Source organism: Gemmatimonadota bacterium, from assembly GCA_026706845.1.
GTDB lineage: Bacteria > Latescibacterota > UBA2968 > UBA2968 > UBA2968 > VXRD01.
On the sequence record JAPOXY010000173.1, the window covers coordinates 38624 to 62300 of the forward strand.

A 23677-nucleotide genomic window follows, 5' to 3' on the forward strand; every position below is an offset into this window, starting at 1 on the left:
ATAATCAGGTCTTTTTCAGATCTTCTCTGGCCAATTGCTCCCTTTCTCGGCGCATTGCCTCACCCAATCCACTTTTGTAATAGTATTCCGGTGGCCACCAGTGCTCTGTCTGTCGCATGTTTGGAGCATCGTGGTCCTGACTCAAGTCGCAGTCGAATCGAGCCAGAATACTGTGCTTTCCAACGCCTGTAAAGTGACAAAGCCCCCACGTAATCCCGCGTCCGTTGTCGGTATTGGTAAACGCATCCGGCACATAGGGACCCGGGGCGATGGGCATCAGGCTGACGGTAGATGCAATCTCGAAATTGATTCCGTCTGGAGCAAACTGAATCGTATTGTGCTCATTCCCATGTCGAATCGCAAGCGCGGCAATCCCGCCCTTGAAGGGAAACAGACCCGTTTCATGTCCCGAATTCAACACGGGATTGAGCGGGCATTTCTCAAAAGGCCCCAGCGGCTCGTCGGCAATGGCCAATCCCTGTAACCGGATGTTTTGCTTCTGTGCTGCGTTCATATCCGATTTATAGTACAGATAGATTCGGCCTTTGTACACCAGTGGATAGGGATCGTGAATAGAGAACTGGTCCCAGGACCCTTTTGGACCATTGGGAATCACGACCTCCTGTGTCGGTGTCCAGGGCCCATTCGGCGAATCCGCCCATGAGACCGACACAGGACAATCATCACCGCGCGTACCAGACATCTCCAAAAAGCTCTGATAATAGAGATAATATCTATCCTTCCAAACGAGAATGTCGGGAGTGGAAACAGACCGCCATCCGGGGTGCGGTTTGGCAGGTCGTGGCACCGCAACACCCTGCTCTTCCCACACAAAACCATCTTCACTCGTAGCATACCAGATTTCTGACAAATCCCAGTCGGTCGAAGGTATTGATTCTGCACCTCTTCCCGGACCCTGCGGAGGCATATCCGTACTTCGCCGCGTGTACCACACGTAATACTTGCCATCGGCTTTGATTACCTTGCTCGGATCGCGCCTCGTAAGCCTACCATCTCCCCCCCGGTAATCCAGCCCTTCAAGCTCCGTATATCGAAACTGGGAATACAGCTCATTCCACCATGTAGAAGGCTCACTGTAGTTCGCAAAGAGCCGGTCCATCGCGCGGCTCAAAGGCAGGTCCGGTCTTTCCCTTGGCATAACGTACGGAAAAAACGCCGCGCCTTTGTTCTTCTCATCGTTCACAGGTATCTCCATTTAATAAATCAGCCGGCCTTTGCGTAGCGCAGGCTCATTGTAGCGCTCCATCTGAACGATCAGCTCAGCTTTAAACTTCTCAGCAATCTCTTTGTATTCGGGATCGGAATATACATTGACCAGCTCATCCGGATCCTTATTCAGATCGTACAACCAGGGATCATCGACCTGTGAGAGAATCAGTTTATAACGTCGGTTAACGGCCATAATGGTCTGCGATGCTGAAGTAGTCATATAGACAATGCGATCATCATCTACCACCTTTTCATCACTGAGAAACGCCGCAGCATCATTTAGCCCGTGGGCATCTGGAATCTCCTCCTCAATCCCCATAAGGCCCAGAATCGTAGGACCGAAATCAACCGTCGTATAGGCGGTATTCACAACTTTCCCCGGCGCGATCTTCTCGGGCCAGCGAATCACAAACGGAATCTTTGCACTGCCCTCGTAGGGCATCCCCTTGTTGTGGCGTCTATGTTCGCCCATCAGGTCGCCATGATCGGCGGTAAAAATCACAATCGTATTCTGATCCAGTCCCCCGGCTTCCAGATCTGCCAGAATGCGCCCCACATTATCGTCGATGCATTTGACCATACCAAAATACCTCTGCATCTGCCTCTGATTCAGTTCACGGGCCGTATTCCTGTCTCCAACCCGATGCCATTTCGGCATTTTCTCCACGGGAAAATCCATCGTGCGCGGATTTTGAAAAACCATATCTTTGTACATCGTGTCATAGGGCGCGCGAACCGTGTTTGGTCCGTGCGGATCCGGGATAGAGACCATAATGCAAAAGGGGTGATTCTGATCGCGTTCGATAACTTCCAGAGTGCGGTCAGTCAACCAATCAGTTGTAAACGACTTTTCGTCGGCACCATCTACTCTGCTGGCAGGCCCACCCCTGTTGTTCCTCGCCGCAACATAGGGTGTGCCGTCCTCTTTCAGCCCGAGTTTCTTCCAGTGACCGCGGTTCCACATATACCGATTGTCCTCAAAACCAAATTTGTGCTCTGGCGCAAAGCCTGGCTTGGCTTCTCCACCCAGATGCCACTTGCCGAGATATGAGGTGACATACCCCTGGTTTTTGAGCACTTCGGCAAAAGTGATCAACCCCTCTTTCAGGGGGATATCGTTTTTATACACGTCGGTAGCAATCGGATAAAGGCCGGAAACAAAAGAAGCACGCGAAGGCGAGCAAACAGGCGACGACGAATAATAACTGTCGCAAATAGCGCCGTCCCGAGCGAGCGAATCAATATGCGGTGTATCTACTTTAACACCCGGTCCCCAGACAAAAGCCTGATCTTCCGGCATCAGATCGCGATAACAACCCAACGTGCGAAAATTGTGTTCATCGGTGTGAATAATCAGCAGGTTCGGTTTACTCATTTCGTCCTCCCTGTTTGTCATACCCATCTATTGTTGCGCAACAGCGCGTTCGTACTCCATATCATAATACGGATTGGGTTCGTTGGGGATAATGGCTTTTGTATCGCATTGCCATTTTTTGAGATCCTTCAAAAGTTCAGCGGCTTTTTCGGGATGGTCAGTGGCAAGGTCTTTTTTTTCACCAATATCACGAGCAATATTGTAAAGTTCCACACTACCGGTTTCAAACTGCTCAATCAGTTTCCAATCGCCTTTGCGAATGGCTCCCGAAGGCACAGTGCGCCAACCCGTACCCCGGCCAGCGCGACCACCCCGCAAGGGCGTGATATTTTGGCAATCAGATCCTCCAAGATACAGAGGGAAGTGCCAGTACAGGGTATCGCGTTTAAGGGATGTTGCGCCAGAAAATAGAGGAATTAGGCTTTCACCATCAACAGGTTGGTGCTCAGGAAGTGTACCGGAGGTGGCTTCAGCGAGGGTAGGCATAAAATCAATACCGTAGATTGGTACATCGCATGTTGTGCCCGCAGGAATGACACCGGGCCAACGCATGCAGGTAGATACGCGGATACCGCCTTCGTAAAGCGCGCCTTTGCCACCGCGTAACGGATCCATATTGGTGTATTTGGCTATCCCGCCATGATCGACTGAAAAGATGACAAGAGTGTTGTCTGCAAGACCGAGATCGTCGAGCGTTTGCATCACGCGACCCACGCTTTCATCAACGCTTTCAACCATAGCCCCATAAGGCGGGTTGGGATGCCCGGCTTTTTCGTAGGCGGCAATTTTATCAGCTTTGGCTAAAATGGGGGCATGCAGTGCCCAGTGGGCAAGATAAAGAAAAAAAGGGCCATCCCGATTGTCTTGAATAAATTGAACCGCTTCGTCGGTGAGCCGATCTGTGAGATACTCACCCTCAGGACCATCGCGCATAGCAGGATTTTTATAAGGACTAAAATGGCGTCCCATGCGCTGGTGACCACCAACGTTGTGATCAAAGCCTTTAGATATGGGTCCCGCTTCAGGATCATTGCCAAGTTGCCATTTGCCGATAGCACCACAAGTGTATCCCGCAGATTTGAGCACTTGCGGTATGCAAGTGACATCGGGTTTGAGGGCTATTGGATAATTAGAAGGAAAGCGTTCTAAATCGGCATCGCGAGCAGGCGTTATCAATTTCATCAGCCGAACATCGCCTTTAGATGCACCACCAGGTGTATAGATCTCATGACGCGGTGTGTACATGCCCGACATAATACTGGCACGGGAAGGCGCGCAATTAGGCCCACAAGAATACGTCTGTGGAAAAATCATGCCACCGTGAGCAAGGCGATCAATACTCGGCGTTTCATGCGTCTTACACCCCAGAAAGCCAACATCGCGCCATCCCATGTCTGATATGAGAATAAAGACAATATTGGGTGATGTCATACGGATCTCCTTATTCCTTCACCCAGCCGCCCATCTTACCGCCTTTTCCACCAGATAACCCAGTGAATCTGTCTTTTCGGGATGTGCACTGAAACAAAACACACGGCCTTTTTCAAACTGCGTGCGGACAATAGCTGAAGTGCCTGGCATAACGCCTTCAGGCGCACCTTTTTTTGCGATCTCAGTGCGGTATAGAGCAAGACTTTCGTAATCGGGAACGAGTGGATCGTCCAATTCACGGCGTCCCAGCAGCGGTCCCTGACCATAGAAAATCTGAAGGGTTTTCTCCTCAATCCCAAAAAAATCCTGGGCAGCCGAAGACAGCTCAATCGTCACAATACCAGTGCCCCGCGCCCAGTGTTCTCGGTCTATCACCTGTGCATCTATCAAGTCGAGTGACCACGGATAGTCATTGGTCGCAAGATAGGCTCCGGCACAGATCCCGATAAAACCGCCTCCCTCTTTTATAAATTCCCGCACCGCTTCTCTCCCCTTTGACTCCAGAGCGCGCCCCTGCTTTCCTCCGCTACCACCGGGTTGGATGAGAACATCCACCTCCGAGAGCTTACCCCCACGAATTGCCAGAGCGTCCATCCTGACGATCTCGAAAACCGGATTTCCCTTTGCCTTGCCGAGCACTTCGAGAAGATCCGCGCAACTTGGACCCGCGCCTTCGCCCTCATACACAGCGATCCGAATCCGGGTGTTTTTTATTTTTCTTTTATTTATATATTCACCAACCATGAGGCCTTTCATCTACCTTACAGAGCCATCTGCGTAACCGGTGGTTTTGAAGGCTCAATAGGCCGAATAATCTTTCTGCGTGCTGGCGTTAATCTCGCCACCAACTCATCGGAGTATTCATATCCCAAACGGTCTCGGGTCCAAAAAGACGAATAGCGATAAATCAATGCGCGGCGTTCCCCTTCATTGGTCCTCACGCTGGCACCGTGAATAAGTGCATCTGTAAACACAACGGCATCTCCCGCCTTGAGATGCACCTCCTTGAGAAGGGGAGCCATATCACCTGGCTCGAGAACATAATCCTTCCTGCCCTGCCTCTTCTGATGCACCAGTGGATTTGGGAGATTGGACTTATGGGATCCGGGAACGACCAGTGTCCCACCATCCCCTGGACCAATATCATTCAGCGCCAGGAGAATGTTCAAATTGCCACAGAAAAATTTATTGTCGTGATATTCAAAACTCGTGCGATACATCTTATTGTGACCGCCAGCATGCAACCTCACATGGCTCCCTTGACGGATGATCGGAAGAAAATTCATCCAAATATGCAAACCGTGGTTATCCACGTACCGCTTGACAAACTCGATCCAGTTGGGATTGTCAATCAACGCCTCAAAACAAGAACCGCCTTCTATAACATTTCTGAAACTCACACTGTGACTATTGGTATTTTCATTCTTCACAACATGAACATTGCCCAACCATTCCTCTCCCGCATCGCTCAAAACAAGCCATTCATCAACCTTCTCATTGATCTCGGCAATGAGTTCCGGCTGCACAGCATTCTTTAAAATGAGAAAACCCTCAAGATCAAATCGATAATCATCCCATTCATCCGGTGTCGATATCATATTCCCATCCCTTCTTTAAAATCATGCAGTCACAGATTGAACAGGCGGTCTTATCGGCACAACGGGCCGCACAATTTTTCTGCGCTCAGGCGTGAGTCTGGCGAGCAATTCTTCTGACGGCTCAAAACCAGTAGCATTTTTCATCCAAAATGCAGTATATCGATAAATCAGTATCCTGCGCTCGCCGTCATTGGTCCGCACACTGGCACCGTGTGTACAGGCATCCGTAAAAATAACAGCGTCGCCTGCATTGAGATGCATTTCCTTTAAATAGGGCGTCAGTTTCGTCTGCTCAACCACATTCTTATGTCGCCCATTCTCCTGCTCAAAAACCAGAGGATTAACCACATTGCATTTATGTGATCCAAGCACAATCATAGTACCGCCATCTCCTGGACCAATATCGTTCAGCGCGAGCAAAACATTGAAATTGCCACAATAGAAATTATCGTTATGATATCGAAAACTGGTGCGATAACTCTTGTTATGCCCGCCGGAATGAACAGGTACATAGCTACCTTTCCGACTGACAGACAAATGGTTCGCCCAGATGTACAACCCATCATTATCGACATAGCGCTTCACATACTCGAGCCAGTTGGGATTATCGATCAACGCCTCAAAAGCTGGTCCACCCTCAATAATATTGGCAAACTTAATATCGGGACCCTTTACGGGTTCGGGATCGCTACCGCGAACATGGCCGATCCATTTGTGTCCGGCCTCGTGTAAACTAACCCAGTGATCGACCGTCTCATTAATCTCCGCAATCAGTTCTGGAGAAACAACATCCTTCAGAACGAGATATCCCTGAAGATCAAAAAGATAGTCCTCCCATTCAGTAGGTGAGGGTACCATATTTTTTCTCCTTATTTATCAACGCGAATGCCCCCAGTGTGCCCAGATCCCAATCGAAACCACCGGGGGCAATTGTACTGCTTTCAAGATTCCCACGTCGCTTCAAATCGTGCCATACAATCTCCCTGTTACTCACGGTATAGCTTCGCCACGGCAATCGCATCCTCTTCCCAACAGGTATAAAACAAATACAACTGACCATCTTCTTTGAACGCATAAGAATCGTGTACCACATCGCCCTCCCAATCCTCCTCGGCGCGAATCATATCTTCGGGGGGATAACTCGTCTGCCACGTCTGCCAATTGCCAGCGCTCAAATCCACAGTCGAACGCATAATATATTCCGGCTCCTCCCATTTTCGGCTGTAAAACACCTCCAGCGTCTCGCCATCCTCCATCACCCGCACACATCCGTGGCGCAATCCCAAACCCCCATTGGGAAGATGATCGCCCGCCAACCCATCGGCGACGAGATCATCCTCAATAGGCGACGATTCAGCAGACACCCACAGAGGATCGCTCGTATTCCAACCCACTGGCGCATCCCACGGACATTCGGGAACAGCTGGCTCTAAAAAAAATCCGCGCTGTGCAAAACCGTACCAATCGCCATGGTAGGTAAACACGCGCAAATAATTTCGATCCGCAAATTTCAACCGTTTCAATCCATGGCCTTCTTCCCCACCCACTTCGGGACGGTTAAAATTCAACCCGCATTTCGACGTCGCCACAAATGAACGCTGGCCATCATTGCTGCTCCCGTGAACCACCATGATAAACTGCCGATTATCCTCATCCACAATCACCTCGGGAGACGACACATGCCCCTTCAACACAATACCATCCACCACATCAATCGTCTTAGTCTCATTGCCCAACCGCAAATCAAACACCCCGCGCCCTGGAAAACGCGGATCATCCAACCGACCGGCATTAAAAATCGTCCACTCTGCCGAATCCACCCGATCTGACCACGCCATGTGAATACTCGTCCCGTGATGCGACGCGCAATAGAGATAATAATTCGCATTCGGATGTGCCCGATCTTCCGCAGGCACCCAATCGGGAATCCGCACCACCGTGGGAAACATCGCATCGCCGCGCAATCTCGAACGATTGGGATCTGCCCCAATCCTGAGCCGTCGCACATCACTTCCATCGACAATTGGCCTACCGTGCAATTTCTCAACCCGATAAGTTACTTCACCCATGTAATTCTCCATATTTAGTGGCGTTCATCCAGCGGCGTCCAACCGCGCCCGGGGGCATGAACCTTCTTTCTATCCCACTCTTTTCGCAACGTGGCAAAAACCCCGGGATCTCGCATCTCTCGCTCGGGATTTTGCGTATCCTGAATCACGAAATACGCCTCACCCGGATGGCACGCCATCGTCACTGGCTCGCGTTCTGGCATATAATCTTCGGGCACTTCGCCGATATTGCTCGGCACGCTAAAATCCTGATATCGCAGATCCATACTCCACCGCACAATATCGGTCTTGTTTTCAAACGAAGCATGCGGCGTCAGATTCGTCAAAAACAAAACCGACCCCGCCGACATCTCCACTGGTATCGCACCCTCGGGAACATTTTCAGGTGCAATTTCCAAAAAACCCGCGTGACCACCCGTATAATGTCGAATAATCCCCTTATCCTGCACCTTTGGAATCACCCACAAACACCCGTTATCCAGCGTCGCATCCACCAGCGGTACCCAGCACGTTACCATCAAATAATCGTAACAATGTTCCATCGAATAACCCGCATCCTGATGCCAAGGCACCTCCCCACGCGAATAGCCCGGCACCTTGGGGCGTATGCGATAAATCGACGTACCGACGATATCGGGGCCGATAATATCCTCAATACACGCAATCAATGGACGATGCCGCAACGCCTTCAAAATCCCCGGCCCGTGAAATCTACCCGACCAGATCGACATCAACACCTTGTGGGCGGCCTCCGGGTTGTATCGGTGGAGCCTGGTCAGCCGCGTCTCAAATGGCTCCTCGGCAAAATCGCGATCCAGCTCGCCAGCGGCAATCAACTCATCGCACTTCTCCTGAACCGCGCCCGTCAACCCATCCTTCAGAAGTTGCAAATCATCAGAAGAATAGATGGACTCCTTAACGACATAACCCAGCTCGTTAAATTGTCGAACTTCCTCTGCTGTAAGCCCCATAGATATTTCCTTTCCGATCACATCACGACTTTTTCCCGCCCGCCAATCGATGGCGGCTCCATAATCCGTCGCTGTTGATCTGTCACATTGGGATAATCGTCGGGATTGTAATAATTCTGCGACCACGCCGAATGCCCCGGACTGAACTTATACAGCAATGAGCGGCGCTCGTGCTCGCCTTCCCAGGGCATTGTACCGTGCACCAGTGCCTCTGTAAAAATGATCATATCCCCGGCTTCTGCTTCGGGCTGATGTACATAGTGCGCCGGTCGCTCAAAATTGCGCACATCGCTGGGAATACTGACAAAATTGCTCTTATGCGACCCGGGAACACAGGCAAAGCCCCCATCCCCTTTTCGCGCAGGCGCAAGATTATACGTAAACACCGTCAACCCATTGCGCATCACCCCATCGTGGTATTTGTACCAATGATCCCCCGGCACACCCGCCTGCAGTGATGGCCCACCGTGCAATCGCCCGCGCCTCGCGCCCTTCTTCATAAAAATGGAATAATCGTGATCCACGCGAAATGTCGGCCCCAACAACTCAATCATATACGGCAACGCATTGGGATGATCGAACAACGCCTGCGTCTCTGGACCCCACATCGAAACGCGACTCGTGCGGCGGTGCCCATCTTTTTCGTCGGCAGGATCAGCCCATACCTCATCGGCCAACTTATTCAGCGCATCCACCTCATCCGCACTCAACACATTTTTGACAACCAAAAACCCCTGCAAATCAAATCGAAACTTCTCTTCCGGCGTCATAATAGCCTCCGTTTTCATTACATATTATTAACCGCGTAAACAGCCTTCTCTATCTGTTCCTCCCCGACGGTTTTGACCTTAGCATCAAAACCGAGCAACAGGGCAATATCGCAAATATTATTTATATCTCGTGGAACACCATTGGACACTTGATAGAGCGCGTCGAGCGCGTCCTCATCAAATAAGGATCGATCGGCTCCCGCTTTTTCCAGGCGAGTTTGCACATATGCGCGGGTTTCTTCGTCCTTGAGAGGCGCGAGGTGATATTGCCGCGCAACCTGTTGTCCCAATGCCTCGACGCCCGCGACCCGTTCCACGAGGTCTGCCTGTCCAGCGAGAAGAAGGGTGAGAAAAAAACGCCCATTGCGTTGAAAGCTAAACAGAGATTGCAACTCTTTAAATGTATCGTCGTCTTCTATTGCATGGGCATCATCGACAATAACGACCGTATATTTGCCCGCATTGGCACTTTTGACAGCCTGAACCTCAAGTGCGCGTTGCAATTTTCCGTTCGATTGGTCCTCAACGCCCAATTGCTCGAGCATATCCCGTAGAAAGTCTTCCGGCGAAAGACCGGGTCTATTCATAAGCGCGATTTTATACCTGTCAGATGCCAGTTCATGGGTAAGCATGCGACTCACTGTGGTTTTGCCACAGCCTGCATCGCCCGTGAGTATGGCAGCTCCCATGCGGTTATTGACCGCGTAAAACATTTGCAATAATGCTCTCTGGTGATCTCTCGAAGAATAAAAAAAACGCGGATCCGGCACATTTTCAAACGGCAATTCCGTCAGCTTCCAATATTTATCGTACACGGTCTTAATCCTTTATTTTAAGTCCGATCGCGGATTTTATAAAACCTATCGGAATAAAAGTTTAACGCTGCTCACTGCACCTGTTTTATCGCAATCCAATATAGTTACCTCAAACGGTCTGTGTCAAGTAATCGGCAAAGCGATTTAAGTGTTTTCGGGCATTTTAGACAACACGGAGACATTGACACAAAATACTTTGACGGAACGTAACCAAACCCTATATTTTGCTGCACTGTGCTGGTGACATATCTTGTTTTGACTTTCATTTTGGAGATCTGTATGGCCTGGTGGCAATCCGTTTTGCTGGCCTCTTACAGCCTTGTGTTTGCATTGCTGATGCTCGTAAGCCTGCATCGACACTTGATGGTACACCTCTATTACAAGCACCGTCGCAAACAACCCATTCCCCGCGGCACCTTTGATGAATTACCCTTTGTGACAGTGCAATTGCCCGTATTTAATGAACGCTATGTGGTCGAACGACTGATTCGCGCGGTCGCCAAAATGGATTATCCAGCCGACCGCCTCGAAATTCAGGTTTTAGACGACTCGACCGATGAAACAACCGCAATCGCCAGACAGTGCGTTGATGAACTTCGACATTCGGGACTGAATATCGCGCTGATACACCGCAAAACGCGCACCGGGTATAAAGCCGGTGCGCTCGCAGAGGGATTGCGGGTCGCACGCGGTGAATTGATCGCAATTTTTGACGCCGATTTTCTGCCGCCACCGGACTTTTTGAACAAAACCATCCCGCATTTCGCAGAACCACAAGTCGGCATGGTTCAGACGCGCTGGGGGCATCTGAATCGGGACTACTCCATTTTGACACGCGTACAGGCCATCTATCTCGACGGCCATTTTGTTATGGAACACGGTGCCCGAAGCCGCTCGGGCTTGTTTTTCAATTTTAACGGCACAGCGGGCGTCTGGCGCCGGGCTTGTATCGATGAAGCCGGCGGCTGGCAGCACGATACCCTGACTGAAGACCTCGACTTGAGCTATCGCGCGCAATTGGCGGGATGGCAATTTGTCTATCTCTCAGATACCGTAACGCCAGCCGAAATCCCCGTGGAAGTAAATGCCTGGAAATCACAGCAATTTCGATGGGCAAAAGGCTCTGTTCAAACCGCTAAAAAAACACTGAAGACCCTGTTGCAAAGCCATCTCCCATGGCGCGTAAAGGGCGAAGCCGCTTTTCATCTGGTAACCAATTTTGCATATTGTTTGATGGCAATGATCGCCATTCTCATTTTTCCCGCAATTGTTCTGCGGGAAGACCTGGGATGGCTCAGGGTGGTAATAATCGATTTTCCCCTCTTTGTAGGCGCGACGGGCGTGATCTCGAGATACTACATCCACTCGCAGCGAGAAATATATTCGGATTGGAAATCGCGCATCCTGTATTTGCCATTCGTACTCGCTCTGGGCATGGGGATTTCATTGAACAACGCGCGCGGAGTGATTCAGGCTTTGCGGGGGCACGAGACCGCATTCAACCGCACCCCTAAGTATCGCGTTATCGGCAGGAATGGAAATTGGTATCGCAAAAATTACGCCCTGCGAAAAAACATGACGTCATTTTTGGAAATTGGACTCGGATTTTATTTGCTGGGTGCCATGGCGTATTCGATTGCGAAAGGGCTGTATTTTCCCGTACCATTCCTGATTTTGTTTGCCGCTGGTTTTATTTATGTGGGGGGGATGTCTTTATTCCAGGGCATGTGGGCGAAAATACATTCGCAAGCAATTGAAGTCGCAGAAGCAAACTAAAAACAAAGGCGGAACGGGTATATGGCAACGCGACTCAACAATCCATACCTCTGGGCTTATACCGCAGCCATTCTGCTGCACATTCTGTTTCTGCTCCTGGAGAACCCGCTGTGGCGGTCTGCGCTCATTGTGCCGCAACCAGAAAAAATACCCGTATCACCACCCCTGACATTTGAATTTGTCGATGTGCCCCAAAATCGAGACGACGCACCGCCCGAAGAAACGCCGTTGCTCGCAGAGCGCGATAACATCTCTCGCGATCAACAGACGGCCTTGCCCGAAAGCCACTTACCATTTTCTGATGGCATATCACAGGCAAAGAACATAGCGACGCCAGCGCAGGGAAAGTCGCGCAGTGAGACACAAAGCGCAGACCGCACGCAGGAAACCACCGACAACCCCTTTAGTTTTGTGGAGGTATTGCAGAAAAATCCCGAGGAAGCGCGAAAAGAGCGAGAACGCGCGGTGCTGGGCGGGGAATTGCCCCAATCGCACATAGATATGGACAATCGCAAAACCCGCGCACTCGAACGCGGAGGATTGCAACTGAGTACTTATGCCTGGAATTTCGCACCCTATATGCAATATCTCAAACGACATATTGACCGTCATATATATCCGCCTCGCGCATTCGAGTTGGGTATGATCGATGGTAAGACCAGAGTGAAATTCAGAATCTGGCGCGACGGTCGGCTCGAAGGTCCCGAGTTGATCGACTATGAGGGCAGTGAGTTGTTGCTCAAAACGAGCCTGAAGGCTGTTGAACTATCGGCACCATTCAAGGCATTACCCCCAGATTTCCCGGATGAGTACCTCGACATTACGGGTACTTTTGAATATTTAATTTTTGGAAAAGGGCAAAGGCGACAATAATATGGGCTGGGCACTATTTGAACAGGGTGGCCTCATGATGTATCCTCTGACCTTGTGCTCAGTACTGGCTTTGGGCATTGCGATTGAGCGCGGGTTTGCACTGCGCCGTCGCGCCGTCATCCGGCCCGAAATTGTCAGTGTAATCGACAATATTCAAGGACCAGAAGATATCGGATTGGCTTTGAACGTCTGTCGGCAGCACAAAGGGCCTTTCTCCGCGGTAATGCGCGCGGGATTGGACAATCGCCATTTGTCCTTAGAAGAGGTTAGAGAAAGCATTCTGGATCAGGGCCGTCAGGAAATGGGCGTATTGCAAAAGGGACTGGTAGTACTGGAGACCGTAGCGGGAGTTTCACCGCTTTTGGGACTCCTGGGTACTGTTCTGGGCATGATTAAAGTTTTTCAACAGGTTTCAGAAGTGGGTGTAGGACAGGCCAATCTCCTGGCAGGGGGCATTTCCGAAGCAATTCTAACGACTGCCGCTGGACTTTTTATTGCGATTCCATCACTCGTATTTTACAATTTATACAGCAGTCGCGCAGAAAGCTTGATTTTGGAAATTGAGAAATACGCCAATACCCTCCTGAAAAAGCTCCGGGGGTTTCAAGGCTCCGAAGGTGAACAGTGATGCGAATGCAAATGCCCCTCAAGCGCCGCCCGGCCATCAATGTAACCTCGTTGATCGACGTCCTGTTTTTATTGCTTACATTTTTTCTCGTAACCACGCAATTTATCGATCAATCCGCACTCAAGGTCGAACTGCCCGCCATGGAACACGCGGAAAAAACGCAGCATCCAAGACGTTATATTCTCAACGTATCGGCAGATGGTCAAATGGCATTAGATGGTCAGACCGTCGATCAATCGGCATTGCGGGAATTATTAAAACAACACGCTGCGGATATCGATGAAAGTGGGGGTCTCATTTTGCGAGCAGACCGCCAATTGCCTTATGGCGACGTGATGTCGATTCTGGACCTCGTCAGAGGTGTGGGAATCAGACGGATTACCAATGCCACAGCGGAACGAATAGACGAATAGACGAATAGACGAACCCCGCCCTACCACCAAAAATCACTACGAGTTTCGATTCGTTGATTCGCTGATTCGTTGATTCGCTGATTCGTTGATTCGCCGAGAGGTCGGAACAATGCGCGATTCAAAATCGTCCAATTTTTCACATATTGAAGATATCCAAATCGTCGCCCGGGTCTTAGAGGGCAACACTGAGGCTTTCTCCGTGCTGGTTCAGCGACACCATGAACGCGTGTACAATGCGGTTTACAGCCTTATTGGCGATCTCGACGAAGCCGACGATTTGGCGCAAGAAGCATTTCTCAAGGCATTTCGCGCCCTGAATCGATTTCGGGGACAATCGCTATTTTCAACATGGTTGCACCGCATCGCTATCAACTGCTGCTTAGATCACCTCAAATCCAGACATCGACGCAGCTTTATATCTCTGGATGAACATCGAGAAAATTGGGATGCACCGCGCATCTGGGCGGGTCAGCCCCAAAATGCAGATATGCGCGTTGAACAACGGGAACTTCAAGAAATTCTCGAATGCGCCCTGAACGATCTATCTGAAGAATATCGCATAACCTTTGTTTTGAGAGAAATTGAAGGTCTAACCTATGAAGAAATCGCCGAATTGCTCAAATGCTCAATAGGAACCGTTAAGTCTCGCCTGTTTCGAGGACGAGCAAAACTCCGCGAAATTTTGCAAGTGCAATACGACAACTGGATTGAGGCGTGAATATGGACGCAGACAACACCATTGACATCAACCGAGAATTGTTGTCGGCTTATCTCGACGATGCGCTGACAGAAGCAGACCGGGCCAGAGTTGAAATGCTGTTGCGCACATCCGACAGTCTCAGGCGTGAACTGGCCGAGATGGTGCGCGTGCGACAACTATTTGCCGCCTGGTCTCCGCCTGCACCCGACCGTTTTTTTGTGCGGCGTGTAGATATAAAAATCCAGGAAGAAGTGGCGCGAATGAAAAACCGATGGGGATTTCAAAAATTCGCCACTGCCGCAATGTTGCTGATCTCCATTGGCTCGCTGGCATTTTTGACCCAGCGCCTGGACAGAAATGTTGAACCCCTCACGCTGGATGCTTTTTTACAGGGTTCGCTCGACCGCGAGGTTCGAGAAGTTGTGAGTTTGACCGAAGATGATTTTTCCAAAGATCGCGTGCTCGACCTCGTCTTATCCGACAACACGCGTTAGAAGGTTTTTATTATGTTTATTTCGCGTTTCCGCTTTATATGCCTGATCGTTTTGTGTTTATTACTCGGCGCAGTAATAGGGACTGTTTACGAAAGTCTCGCGTCTGGTGATTCTGGAAAGAGACGGGTGCGCATGTCTGAAATGGTGGCAAAGCTCGACCTATCAGATAATCAGAAAGCGCAACTGGACACAATCCTCGAACAAGGGCGTAAATGCATGGTCGATATCAACACGGCCTATCGCTCTGAGTTTGGTAAAGTGAGAAACGCAACTCGCGCTCAAATTCGGGAAATTTTGACGCCTGAACAGCGAAAAGAATTTGATGAGATGATGGCCGAACAGGATGTACGGCGTCATCAGTATAGAAACAGAACCCACAGCAATCAGACAAAATGAAAAGAAATTTGTGCAAAAATAAGTGAGTAATCATTTACTTTCTTTATAAGTCCTGAGAAGACGGAGGGATGATGCAAAAAATAGCCAACCATCGATGGTTCGTTCTGCTTTTTCTCGCGCTCTTTGCCTGTGGCGAAGAAGAAGCAGAACAGGAACAGGGCGGACGTGCTGGACGCGGTGGACGCGGTGGACGCGGTGGCGGTGCTGCTGCGCCCGTCAAGGTCGAGACTGTAAAACAAGGGGATATTTCGGCATATATTCTCAAAAACACAACTCTCGAAGCCGAAAGATGGGTTGACGTTCGAGCGCGCAGATCCGGGCAGGTCATCGCGATCTCAAAAGAAGAAGGCGACCCCGTACGCGAGGGCACCGTAATGGCGCGGCTCGACGCCGACGCTGCCCAGATCAGTGTTGCGCAGCGAGAAGTTGCCTATCAGGAAGCCAAACAGCGATATGAACGCGAAGATGCCCTATTTCAGCGCAATCTGGGTAGCAAACAGTCTTATGAAAATGCCAAAACCCAATTCGAATCGGCCAAAGCACAACTCGAACAGGCCAAACTCGATTTGAGCTACACGGCGATTAGATCGCCCATTCAAGGCATTATGACACTGAGAAATATCGAAGTGGGCAACATGGTCACCAACAATCAGGTAGTGGCCTCTGTAGCCAAATTTGATCCCCTGCTTGCGCGCATCCAGGTAACGGAAAAGGATTTTGGTAAAATCACCGTAGGACAGACTGCGCGCATCACAGTTGAAGCCGCGCCTGAAAGAGAATTTACGGGCACAGTAAAAATGATCAGCCCCGTGGTAGATCCCGAAAGCGGCACGGTCAAAGTAACCGTCGAGATACCCCGAACAGATAAAAGTCTATTGCGTCCCGGGATGTTTGCCTCGGTTTATATTATCACGGAAACGCGAAGAAACACCCTGGTCATTCCCAAAAAAGCCCTCGTACTCGAAGGAGAAGGCAACCAGGTATTTACCTTTGAAACCGATCCCGAAAGCGGGCGCGGGCAGGCGCAGCGCAGGCGTATTGAAATCGGCTTTACAGATAGCGATCGTTTAGAGATACTCAACGGCCTTTCCCAGGGAGAGCGAGTCATTACCGTAGGGCAGGAAGGATTGAGACCGGGTTCTCCCGTGCGCCTCGTAGGAGAAGCCGCACCTCCCGCATTTGCCGGACGCGGCGGACAGGGTAGGCAGGGACGCGGACAGATGGGTCAAGGGGGACAGGGACGCGCTGGACGTGGGCAAATGGGACAGGGAGGACAACGAGGCGGGAGTACTATGGCAGGTGGTGAGGGACAGGGCAGGCAAGGACGCGGACAGATGGGACAGGGAGGACAACGAGGCGGGAGTACTATGGCAGGTGGTGAGGGACAGGGCAGGCAAGGACGCGGACAGATGGGTCAAGGGGGACAGGGCAGAGGATTTGCCGGTGGGCAAGGACGCGGTGGCGGTGATCCCACAGATCGCATAAAACGCATGATCGAGCGCTTTCCCGAAGTCAAAACCGAATATGAAAAGCGCGTAAAAGACGATCCCGAACTCGCAACAAATATGGAAAAACTCCGCGCTTTTGTAGCTGAAATGCGAGAAAAAGGATTGATACAAGGACGTGGTGGACGAGGTAATTAAAACTTATGAAGCTCATTGAATTTTCAACCCGGCGACGGGTAACAGTAACGATGTTTGTGGCTGCGGCAGTGCTATTCGGCATGGTTGCTTTTCAGCGCCTATCGATCAACCTGCTGCCCGATATCACCTATCCCACCCTGACGGTGCGCACAGAATACGAAGGCACAGCACCCTCGGAGATGGAACGCTTAATCACCGAGCCGATTGAGGGGTCTGTGGGTGTGGTAAATGGAGTTATCCGGGTCACATCGACCTCGCGCCCTGGCATGTCGGATGTGGTGGTGGAATTTGCCTGGGGTACGGACATGGATTTTGCTTCACTCGATATTCGGGAAAAGCTCGATCAGGTACGCCTACCACAGGACGTGAGAAAACCCGTACTGCTGAGATTTGACCCCTCGTTGGACCCGATCATGCGTATCGGACTCTACGGCGAAGAAAGCCTGATCGCGCTGCGCCTCCTGGCCGAAGAAGAAATTAAGCCCGAATTGGAAAGCCTCGAAGGGGTCGCATCTGTGCGCGTCAATGGTGGCCTGGAAGAAGAAATACAAGTTGAAATTGACCAGCCCAAACTGGCTGCACTGCGCATTCCTCTATCTCAGGTCGTCAATCGCTTAGCCCAGGAAAATGTGAACTTGACGGGAGGAGAACTCAAAGATGGCGAAGCGGAATACCTGGTTCGCACCTTCAACGAATTTAAAACAATAGAAGAAATTCAGGATATTGTGGTGGGCCAACGACAGGGCACCATTATCACATTAGCCGATGTGGGCGCGGTGACCCGAGGACACCGCGAACGCACGGTAATTACGCGTATTGATCAGCAAGAAAGTGTCGAACTGGCCATATACAAAGAGGGCGATGCCAATACCGTAACAGTTGCGCAATTCGTTAAAGAGGCCCTTGAGCAATTCCGCCGCACATCCGGCGATTTGCTGGGCAATTCTCGGATGGAGGTCGTCGCGGATCAATCGACATTCATTCGAGACTCGGTTTCCGAGGTCCTCAACACCGCTATTTTGGGCGGTTTTTTGGCCATTATCGTTCTCTATCTGTTTTTGCAAAGCCCCAAAAGCACGGGCATCATCAGCGTATCTATTCCCATTTCAGTTGTTGCGACATTTTTCCTCATGTACGCATCTGACGTAAGCCTCAACATCATGTCTCTGGGAGGTCTTGCCCTGGGAATTGGCATGCTGGTTGACAACTCAATTGTCGTACTCGAAAGCGTACAGCGTTACCAGGATAGCGGTCTGAGTCCGCGTGAAGCGACCAATAAAGGGGGGTCTGAAGTGGGGAAGGCTGTGGTGGCTTCTACAATGACGACAATATGCGTCTTTGTCCCCATTGTTTTTGTAGAAGGCATTGCAGGGCAACTCTTCCGGGACCAGGCACTTACCGTGACCTATTCGCTCGTCGCCTCCCTGCTCGTTGCCCTCACGGTCATACCTATGCTGGCTTCATTGGAATTTTCCTGGATTGGCGAATTTGCCGCCGTAGAGAAACGAAAAAAGGAAAGTGGACACAAGGGGGGTGTAGAAGCCCCAGCCCGTGCTATGGGATTGCTGGGCACGGTTATAGGATGGCTGGGACGCGGCATTCTGACCTGCCTGACACCTTTATTCTGGATTTTTGACAGAGTGATTGGGCGCGCTTATCTCGTCTATCCGCACATTATCAGATGGGCGCTCAGGCATCGCCTGTATGTGATTGGATTGGCAATTGTCCTTTTGGGTGGAACCTGGGAACTCCGCACAAAATTGGGCAGTGAACTGATCCCCGAAATGAGCCAGGGAGCGTTCTCAATCGCAGTCGAAATGCCGTTGGGCACACCCCTTGCTGCCACCACACAAACCATTCAAGCCATTGAGAGGATTATTCGCAGTCAACCCGAAGTGCGCTTGGTTTACAGCATTGTCGGTACACAATCGGCATCTGGCGGCAGCGGCGGAGAAGAAAGGGAAAATGTAGGCGAAGTCAATGTCGTACTCCACGAGGGCATTATTCGAGACCGCGAAATTGCCGTGATGGAACGCTTGCGCCAGATGATCCTGGAAATTCCCGCCGTGGACACAAAATTTACCCGCCCGTCGCTATTCTCGTCCCGCACGCCAATCGAAGTGGAAGTCGCCGGTTATAATTTGCAGTCGCTACAGATGATCGCCGGGGAAATGATGGCGCGCATGCAAACCATCCCGGGACTGACAGATATTAAAACAACGAGCGAGGGCGGTACACCCGAAGTGCAAATTCGGTTTGACCGCAAGCGCGTGGCGCAAATAGGCACGACGATTAATGCCATTGGCGGGATTATCCGCAATCAGGTTCAAGGAGAGGTTGCCACACAATTTACCCGAGGAGATCGGCGGGTCGATATTCGCGTTCGTTCCGAAGAGGAACACCGAAGCACAGTAGATGATCTGAGGCGGTTGATCGTCAGCCCCAACAATGCCCCATCGCCGGTGCCTTTGAGTGTGGTCGCCGATTTACAGGTGGAAATGGGGCCTGCAGAAATTCGCAGAATTGACCAGGAGCGCGTGGCATTGATTTCAGCCAATCTGGTGGGTCGAAGTCTGAGTGCCGTCGTCGCAGACCTCGAACGCGAAATTGATCAGATGGAATTACCCGCTGATTTTTCGATTAAAGTGGGTGGTCAGAATGAAGAGCAACAGCGATCGTTTGAAAGTATGCAACTGGCGATTGGGTTGGCGATTTTTCTCGTTTATCTGGTAATGGCATCGCAGTTTGAATCGCTCGTTCATCCTTTTGTAATCATGTTTGCCATACCTTTTGCTCTGGTAGGCGTTTTTGCCCTGCTCCTCATAACCGGACAGACCATCAGTGTGGTCGTCCTCATTGGTTTGATTATGTTGGCTGGCATTGTCGTCAACAATGCCATTGTGCTCATCGATTATATCAACACGCTCCGAAGAGATGAGGGCATGCCCAAAATGGAAGCCATTGCACAGGCGGGCAGAGTGCGCCTGCGTCCCATTTTGATGACCACCTCTACAACCGTGCTCGGTCTGTTGCCCATGGCACTGGGCATTTTCAATTTTCAGCCCCTTGTCAAAAGCATTGAAGGCGTGCTGGATGGCGTGTTATCCGGGCAGGTATACATCGCAGTCATGGCTGTGGTGGGTATGCTTTTCCCGGTAGGGCAGGGCGCTGAGATACGCGCGCCTATGGCCATTACCGTCATAGGCGGCCTGGTCGTATCAACCCTGGTAACCCTGGTGCTGATCCCAACGCTTTATTCGCTAACCGACCGCAAGGAGTAGCATGGACCAGAGCCGAGATGAAGCATTTGTCGAATCGCTTCAGAACTATTCGCTTTCAGAACTCGAAGATATTTATGCACATCTGGATCGCGATCTATTTCCAGAGCGATACGACCAAGTCAGGGCAGAAATCGAAACGCGCTTAAAAGACTTCGATCCAAAATCTATGGAAACAAGTACGCTGACGGATTCCCCCGGGATCTTGAGACGTCTCGCGTCGAGCGCAATTGATTTCTCCATGCAAGTGCTCGTTCCTTTTTTAATTTTTTTTCTTCTCAAAAGCGTTCTTTTTCCAAGCGCGCAAACCGCAAGTGCTGGCGGTGGCCGCGGCGGCGGACGAGGTGGTGGCGGACGAGGTGGCGGACGAGGCGGCGGTGGCGGCAATCAATCCGATGATCTCTGGTCAGACATCACGGGTTTCATAGGGAGTGCGAAGGATATCGCCGTTGGAGTGATCGAGGGAGATCCCGCAGCGCAGAGCAGGGCGATGATTATCTGGAATGATTTTGGAATCATTCTGGTCATTCTGCTCGTTTTTCGTATTTTCATGACCTTATCGGGATGGGCGCGTTCTGGATTTACCCCGGGGATGCGCGAATTGGGCATTCGAGTCGAGCGCGTTGGGGGAGGTATTCCAACCTGGTCACAGGCAGTGGGCAGATTTGTTCTACAGCCTCTGCTTTTTGTCGGGACACTGGGTCTCAGTGGATTTTGGATGCTGTGGGATCCCGGCAGCCGGGCACTTCACGATAAAATTCTCGGCACAAGACTCGTTCGCCTGGTGCGCACCTGGGAAAAGACAGAAGCCGAAAGAAGATTTGAATAGAATATATCAGTTATCCGAAACTTTTAATCATGTACTCTCGTCTAAATCCTCGAAATATCAGGGAAGGAGTGAGTAAGTATGCATAGACGGATGTATAAAATGTGTTGCATCGTGCTGGCGACCACATTTTTTTGGGGGTGTTTGGCTCCCGTTGCCGAAGCGCGGTCCTTTTTTACTGCACGGCGCACATTTGGTGTTTTATTTCTCAGTGGCAGTGCGTTTATGGCCAAGCGCGCCATTGATTATAAGCGCGATGCAAACGACAATTACGAAGCCTATAAGGCGGCGAAAGACTCTCGAGAAGCCGAACGGCTTTTTAACCGCACGAGCGATCGAGATACCAAGAGCATGATGAGTGTCGGATTTTCCGCAATTTTGTTGATCAGTGGTTTGCGTTTGCTCATACACAGCGGTGTGGATGATAAAATGCCCAAAATTGATCGACGAATCAAAATAGATCTCAACAGTGATATTCGCAAAAAATCTGTTGGGATTGTGTTGAAGAAAAAATTTTAATCATCAGTAATGGGCAATGAGGAGATTATTATGAAGCACTGGTGGACGCGCCGACTACAACTCGGCCTTTTGGGGATTGCGATAATTTTAATAGCCATGTGGGGATGCGGACGCGAACGCGTAAATCCGGTTGACTCACAATTTGAAGGAAGCACAACGGCGTTGAATCCGCCTGGCAATATTCGCGCCCAAGGCGGTATTGGACGGATCACTTTGAACTGGAATCCCGTGAACAGCACCAATCTTGCGGGATATGGGATATGGCGGTCAACATCGGCTACGGGCAAATTTGATCTATTGCGCGGCGAATCATCCGTTTCCGACGTGACGACAGCACGCACGACTTATGTGGATTCGACAATAGATGCCAATGTATCAAAAATATACTTTTATAAACTCAGCACCGTAGATGTAGATGGACAATCGAGCGAATTGTCCGCGTTTGTAAGTGCAGAAGTCCTCGATGATACGCGCGCACCAGCTATGCCGATGAATTTCGTCGCCATCACCGATGCCGATGGCAAACAGGTTGCACTGGGCTGGTCAGCGCCAGAAACGGATGTGGGCAATCAGGAATTGACCGGATTGTCCGGGTACAGAATTTTCAGAATCAAAGATTCGCAGGGCAAACTCCAGATACAGGGTTCACAAACAGCACTGGTCCAGCTCGCCACAGAACTGGGCATTGACCTCGATAATCTGGGAGAAATATCCGACGAGTTGAAGGATGTTTTCGTCGAACTTGGAACCGTACCCGCCACCCAGACTTATTTTCTCGACACCGATGAACTCGAAGCTGGCGTGCTTCACGTTTACGTAGTCATCGCCGTTGATCCAGAAGGCAACATCGGGCCTCCAGCACTTACTTTAGTAACCATAGACACACCAGGCGCGAACGTACCAATACCTGCTGGCTTGCGCGCAACAAAAAATGAACAGGCGCGCATTGTCATATCCTGGAATCCCGTAAACGATCCCAATTTGCTGGGCTATCTGATTTTGCGGTCACAATCGACCCAAGGTCCCTTCACACCCGTAACAAGCGACACGCTCTTTACCACGGGGCAGACGACCTATATCGATTCGCTTGTCGCGACCGATCAAGTGTACTTCTACAAAGTTCAAACCGTTGTGCAAGATCCCAATCTTGGACTATTGCGCAGTGATACTTCCTCTTTCATCGACGGACTGGCACTCGCCGATCAAAGTGCTCCTGGCGCACCCTCAGATCTCATCGTCAGCCTGGACGATGATCATTATCAGCGGGTGACGCTCAACTGGACTGCACCTGTATCAGATAGAAATGGCAATGAGTTGACCGGATTGGCCTCCTTTGAGATCTACCGGTCACGCGAGAACAATACATCATTTGCACTGATCGCCACAGTATTGAGCAATCAGGTGAGTTATGAAGACACATCCGTTGAGTTATTGACGCGATACTTTTATGCGATCAGAGCATTGGATCCGGACGGCAATGCTGGACCCCGGTCTCAGCCGGTATCTGTGACCACCAAGGGATTTGCCATCCCGCGCAACGTACGGGCAACTCCTGGTGAGCAGAAAATCACCTTGACGTGGTCGGCGAACACCGAGCCGGAATTGACCGGATATGAGATATTGCGCTTCACCGATCCCACACACGAAACGCCTGACAAAACCTTCTCTTCTGTGCTGACGACATATGTGGATACCCCTGTCACAGCAGATCAGCCCTTTGTCTATCGGGTGCGGGCGACAGGCCCCTCTAATATAAAGAGCGAATTATCGTCCCCTGTCTCTGCCCAGGCCACTGCGCCTGCTCCAGTTTTGGCAGCACCGCGCAATGTGAGCGCAAGAGGTGGAATTAGTTACATTACCATCACCTGGTCT

The 23677-nt window shown here is 50.7% G+C and carries 22 protein-coding genes; 12 read left to right on the top strand and 10 right to left on the bottom strand.

Annotation, left to right across the window (positions count from 1 at the left end):
• Positions 1-4: 4 nt before the first annotated feature.
• The 10 genes from OXG87_16210 to OXG87_16255 all read right to left on the bottom strand — a co-directional run bounded on the left by OXG87_16210 (position 5) and on the right by OXG87_16255 (position 10259).
• A complete protein-coding gene (locus OXG87_16210; protein ID MCY3871094.1) occupies positions 5-1159 on the bottom strand; it encodes a family 43 glycosylhydrolase in 1155 nt (384 codons plus the stop codon).
• Positions 1160-1216: 57 nt separating this feature from the next.
• A complete protein-coding gene (locus OXG87_16215; protein MCY3871095.1) occupies positions 1217-2605 on the bottom strand; it encodes a sulfatase-like hydrolase/transferase in 1389 nt (462 codons plus the stop codon).
• Between the two features lie 27 nt (positions 2606-2632).
• On the bottom strand, positions 2633-4036 hold the full coding sequence (locus OXG87_16220; protein ID MCY3871096.1) for a sulfatase: 1404 nt from the start codon (positions 4034-4036) through the stop codon (positions 2633-2635).
• A gap of 18 nt (positions 4037-4054) precedes the next feature.
• Positions 4055-4780 carry a BPL-N domain-containing protein gene (locus OXG87_16225; GenBank protein ID MCY3871097.1) on the bottom strand — a complete coding sequence of 242 codons (726 nt, stop codon included), beginning with the start codon at positions 4778-4780 and terminating at the stop codon, positions 4055-4057.
• Positions 4781-4797: 17 nt separating this feature from the next.
• Positions 4798-5634 (bottom strand): phytanoyl-CoA dioxygenase family protein, encoded by an 837-nt coding sequence (locus tag OXG87_16230; protein ID MCY3871098.1) that lies wholly within the window; start codon positions 5632-5634, stop codon positions 4798-4800.
• Between the two features lie 21 nt (positions 5635-5655).
• On the bottom strand, positions 5656-6492 hold the full coding sequence (locus OXG87_16235; GenBank protein MCY3871099.1) for a phytanoyl-CoA dioxygenase family protein: 837 nt from the start codon (positions 6490-6492) through the stop codon (positions 5656-5658).
• Positions 6493-6620: 128 nt separating this feature from the next.
• On the bottom strand, positions 6621-7703 hold the full coding sequence (locus OXG87_16240) for a hypothetical protein (protein MCY3871100.1): 1083 nt from the start codon (positions 7701-7703) through the stop codon (positions 6621-6623).
• Between the two features lie 14 nt (positions 7704-7717).
• Entirely contained in the window at positions 7718-8674 is a 957-nt protein-coding gene (locus OXG87_16245) for a phytanoyl-CoA dioxygenase family protein (GenBank protein MCY3871101.1), read from the bottom strand.
• Between the two features lie 17 nt (positions 8675-8691).
• Entirely contained in the window at positions 8692-9444 is a 753-nt protein-coding gene (locus OXG87_16250; GenBank protein MCY3871102.1) for a phytanoyl-CoA dioxygenase family protein, read from the bottom strand.
• 17 nt (positions 9445-9461) lie between these two features.
• Entirely contained in the window at positions 9462-10259 is a 798-nt protein-coding gene (locus tag OXG87_16255; GenBank protein MCY3871103.1) for an AAA family ATPase, read from the bottom strand.
• A 279-nt stretch (positions 10260-10538) separates the two neighbouring features.
• Between OXG87_16255 and OXG87_16260 the strand changes: the two genes are divergently transcribed.
• From OXG87_16260 to OXG87_16315, 12 genes are all read left to right on the top strand, one after another.
• A complete protein-coding gene (locus OXG87_16260) occupies positions 10539-12035 on the top strand; it encodes a glycosyltransferase family 2 protein (GenBank protein MCY3871104.1) in 1497 nt (498 codons plus the stop codon).
• Between the two features lie 21 nt (positions 12036-12056).
• Positions 12057-12908, top strand: a complete 852-nt coding sequence (locus tag OXG87_16265; protein ID MCY3871105.1) for a hypothetical protein — start codon at positions 12057-12059, stop codon at positions 12906-12908.
• 1 nt (position 12909) lies between these two features.
• On the top strand, positions 12910-13536 hold the full coding sequence (locus tag OXG87_16270; protein MCY3871106.1) for a MotA/TolQ/ExbB proton channel family protein: 627 nt from the start codon (positions 12910-12912) through the stop codon (positions 13534-13536).
• Positions 13536-13949, top strand: a complete 414-nt coding sequence (locus OXG87_16275; protein MCY3871107.1) for a biopolymer transporter ExbD — start codon at positions 13536-13538, stop codon at positions 13947-13949. The genes OXG87_16270 and OXG87_16275 overlap by 1 nt, the downstream gene beginning before the upstream one ends.
• A 109-nt stretch (positions 13950-14058) precedes the next feature.
• Complete coding sequence (locus OXG87_16280; protein ID MCY3871108.1) at positions 14059-14667, top strand: sigma-70 family RNA polymerase sigma factor; 609 nt, start codon at positions 14059-14061, stop codon at positions 14665-14667.
• A 2-nt stretch (positions 14668-14669) separates the two neighbouring features.
• Positions 14670-15143: a zf-HC2 domain-containing protein gene (locus OXG87_16285; protein MCY3871109.1), complete on the top strand. Its 474-nt coding sequence runs from the start codon at positions 14670-14672 to the stop codon at positions 15141-15143.
• Positions 15144-15155: 12 nt separating this feature from the next.
• Complete coding sequence (locus tag OXG87_16290; protein ID MCY3871110.1) at positions 15156-15539, top strand: hypothetical protein; 384 nt, start codon at positions 15156-15158, stop codon at positions 15537-15539.
• A gap of 68 nt (positions 15540-15607) precedes the next feature.
• Positions 15608-17182, top strand: a complete 1575-nt coding sequence (locus tag OXG87_16295; GenBank protein MCY3871111.1) for an efflux RND transporter periplasmic adaptor subunit — start codon at positions 15608-15610, stop codon at positions 17180-17182.
• A gap of 5 nt (positions 17183-17187) precedes the next feature.
• Positions 17188-20463 carry an efflux RND transporter permease subunit gene (locus tag OXG87_16300; GenBank protein ID MCY3871112.1) on the top strand — a complete coding sequence of 1092 codons (3276 nt, stop codon included), beginning with the start codon at positions 17188-17190 and terminating at the stop codon, positions 20461-20463.
• A gap of 1 nt (position 20464) precedes the next feature.
• Positions 20465-21289, top strand: a complete 825-nt coding sequence (locus OXG87_16305) for an RDD family protein (GenBank protein MCY3871113.1) — start codon at positions 20465-20467, stop codon at positions 21287-21289.
• 78 nt (positions 21290-21367) lie between these two features.
• On the top strand, positions 21368-21805 hold the full coding sequence (locus OXG87_16310) for a hypothetical protein (protein ID MCY3871114.1): 438 nt from the start codon (positions 21368-21370) through the stop codon (positions 21803-21805).
• Between the two features lie 30 nt (positions 21806-21835).
• A partial coding sequence (locus tag OXG87_16315; protein MCY3871115.1) for a hypothetical protein occupies positions 21836-23677 on the top strand: 1842 nt, incomplete at its 3' end.

What these genes read in the sequence shown, in the direction of transcription:
- OXG87_16210 (MCY3871094.1), bottom strand. Translation starts at nt 1,159, where the DNA reads ATGCCAAGGGAAAGACCGGACCTGCCTTTGAGCCGCGCGATGGACCGG.
- OXG87_16215 (MCY3871095.1), bottom strand. Translation starts at nt 2,605, where the DNA reads ATGAGTAAACCGAACCTGCTGATTATTCACACCGATGAACACAATTTT.
- OXG87_16220 (MCY3871096.1), bottom strand. Translation starts at nt 4,036, where the DNA reads ATGACATCACCCAATATTGTCTTTATTCTCATATCAGACATGGGATGG.
- OXG87_16225 (MCY3871097.1), bottom strand. Translation starts at nt 4,780, where the DNA reads ATGGTTGGTGAATATATAAATAAAAGAAAAATAAAAAACACCCGGATT.
- OXG87_16230 (MCY3871098.1), bottom strand. Translation starts at nt 5,634, where the DNA reads ATGATATCGACACCGGATGAATGGGATGATTATCGATTTGATCTTGAG.
- OXG87_16235 (MCY3871099.1), bottom strand. Translation starts at nt 6,492, where the DNA reads ATGGTACCCTCACCTACTGAATGGGAGGACTATCTTTTTGATCTTCAG.
- OXG87_16240 (MCY3871100.1), bottom strand. Translation starts at nt 7,703, where the DNA reads ATGGGTGAAGTAACTTATCGGGTTGAGAAATTGCACGGTAGGCCAATT.
- OXG87_16245 (MCY3871101.1), bottom strand. Translation starts at nt 8,674, where the DNA reads ATGGGGCTTACAGCAGAGGAAGTTCGACAATTTAACGAGCTGGGTTAT.
- OXG87_16250 (MCY3871102.1), bottom strand. Translation starts at nt 9,444, where the DNA reads ATGACGCCGGAAGAGAAGTTTCGATTTGATTTGCAGGGGTTTTTGGTT.
- OXG87_16260 (MCY3871104.1), top strand. Translation starts at nt 10,539, where the DNA reads ATGGCCTGGTGGCAATCCGTTTTGCTGGCCTCTTACAGCCTTGTGTTT.
- OXG87_16265 (MCY3871105.1), top strand. Translation starts at nt 12,057, where the DNA reads ATGGCAACGCGACTCAACAATCCATACCTCTGGGCTTATACCGCAGCC.
- OXG87_16270 (MCY3871106.1), top strand. Translation starts at nt 12,910, where the DNA reads ATGGGCTGGGCACTATTTGAACAGGGTGGCCTCATGATGTATCCTCTG.
- OXG87_16275 (MCY3871107.1), top strand. Translation starts at nt 13,536, where the DNA reads ATGCGAATGCAAATGCCCCTCAAGCGCCGCCCGGCCATCAATGTAACC.
- OXG87_16280 (MCY3871108.1), top strand. Translation starts at nt 14,059, where the DNA reads ATGCGCGATTCAAAATCGTCCAATTTTTCACATATTGAAGATATCCAA.
- OXG87_16285 (MCY3871109.1), top strand. Translation starts at nt 14,670, where the DNA reads ATGGACGCAGACAACACCATTGACATCAACCGAGAATTGTTGTCGGCT.
- OXG87_16290 (MCY3871110.1), top strand. Translation starts at nt 15,156, where the DNA reads ATGTTTATTTCGCGTTTCCGCTTTATATGCCTGATCGTTTTGTGTTTA.
- OXG87_16295 (MCY3871111.1), top strand. Translation starts at nt 15,608, where the DNA reads ATGATGCAAAAAATAGCCAACCATCGATGGTTCGTTCTGCTTTTTCTC.
- OXG87_16300 (MCY3871112.1), top strand. Translation starts at nt 17,188, where the DNA reads ATGAAGCTCATTGAATTTTCAACCCGGCGACGGGTAACAGTAACGATG.
- OXG87_16305 (MCY3871113.1), top strand. Translation starts at nt 20,465, where the DNA reads ATGGACCAGAGCCGAGATGAAGCATTTGTCGAATCGCTTCAGAACTAT.
- OXG87_16310 (MCY3871114.1), top strand. Translation starts at nt 21,368, where the DNA reads ATGCATAGACGGATGTATAAAATGTGTTGCATCGTGCTGGCGACCACA.